This window comes from Streptomyces sp. TRM68416, from assembly GCF_014596915.1.
Classification (GTDB): domain Bacteria; phylum Actinomycetota; class Actinomycetes; order Streptomycetales; family Streptomycetaceae; genus Streptomyces.
On sequence record NZ_JACVWU010000063.1, the window covers coordinates 1 to 1,659 of the forward strand.

At 69.4% G+C, this 1,659-nt stretch carries 1 protein-coding gene; it reads right to left on the minus strand.

All coding sequences use genetic code 11. The annotated features are described in order from the left end of the window. A partial coding sequence (locus tag ICC28_RS39885; RefSeq protein ID WP_188293772.1) for a S8 family peptidase occupies window positions 1–1,659 on the minus strand: 1,659 nt, incomplete at both ends.

Below are 1,659 nucleotides of genomic sequence, written 5' to 3' on the forward strand. Positions count from 1 at the left end.
GTGAGGTCGTAGGACTCGACTTCGCGGTCGACGGCGGCGGCGGTGCGGACGGTCTGTCCGTTGCCGGTGGCGGTGACGTAGGCGGAGTAGGCGCCGTCGATGGTGCCGCCGAGTTTGGTGTTGACGGTGAGGTCGACGTCGGCGGTGCCGCCCGCGGGGACGGTGACGGTGGTCGCGGCCAGGGTGAAGAACCCGGCCGGGGCGGGCTGGCCCTTGGGGTTGGTGGCCGTGCTGGACAGTTTGAGTGTGACGTCGGTGTCACCGAGGTTGCGGTAGGTGAGCTTCCGGGTGACGGGGGTGTCGTCGGTGTGGGGCCACTGCTGGGTGGGGAAGCTGACCGAGACCGGGTCGGCGATGACGGTCTGCTTGATGGCCTTGTCGACCTGGACGCGTCCCGAGCCCTGCTGGAAGGCGTTGTACTTGCTGCTGCCCTTGGTGGAGGCGGTCAGTGCGCCCTTGAGTTCGGTGTAGGTCCAGTCGGGGTGCTGCTGCTTGAGGATCGCGGCGGCGCCGGCGACGTGGGGGGTGGCCATCGAGGTGCCGGAGATGGTCAGGTAGCCGGCCGGTTTCTCGCCGACTTCCTGCGCGATGATGCTGTCCTTGGCGGAGGCGGCGGTGATGTCCACGCCGGGGGCGGTGACGTCGGGCTTGATGGCGCCGTCGCCGAGGCGGGGGCCGGTGCTGGAGAAGTCGGCGAGGAGGTCCTTGTCGTCGACCGCGCCGACGGTCAGGGCGGCGTCCGCGGTGCCGGGTGAGCCGACCGATTCGGGGCCGGAGTTGCCGGCGGCGATCGCGAAGAGGACGCCCTTTTCGGCGGAGAGTTTGTTCACGCCTGCTTCGAGGGGGTCGATCTCGGGGGTGTCGCCGCCGCCCAGGCTCATGTTGATGACGTCGGCGCCTTGTTCGGCGGCCCATTCCATGCCGGCGAGGATGCCGGAGTCGTCACCGAAGCCGTTGTCGTCGAGGACCTTGCCGTTGAGGACGGTGGCCCCGGGGGCGACGCCCTTGTACTTGCCGCCGGACTTGGCGCCGGTGCCCGCGGCGATGGATGCGACGTGGGTGCCGTGTCCGAACTTGTCGGAGGCGTCGGGAGCGGTGGTGAAGTTCTTCGATGCCTTGACCTGGTTCTTCAGGTCCGGGTGGGTGGTGTCCACGCCGGTGTCCAGGACGGCGATCTTGACGCCCTTGCCGTCGTAGCCGGCCGACCACGCCTTGGGCGCGCCGATCTGCTTGACGGAGGTGTCCAGGGTGGCCTTGCGGACCCCGTCGAGCCAGACGTGCGCGATACCCGAAGCGGTCCCGCCACCGTTGGTGAGCGCATCCCACAGCTGTGGTGTGTCGCGGTACGGGGTCTGCACCGCGTCCGCGTTCAGCGTCTTCAAGGTCCGGCGCAGGTCACCCGCGTCACGGACGTCGGCCTTCGTGCCGGTGGCGGCGCCCTTGTAACCCACGATGACCTTCAGGCCCTTGGCCTGGGACTTGCGGGTGGCCGCCTTGTTGAGTTCGGTGACGTCGAACAGCCGCTGGTCCAGCTTGCCGGCCGCGATCAGCCGGGCCGCGTCCGCGGGTATCACCAGCGTGTGCCCGTCGATCTTGCGGACCTGGACGGGTATGCCCTCACGGCCCTTCGCCCGCTCCAGACCCACGACACGGCCCTTG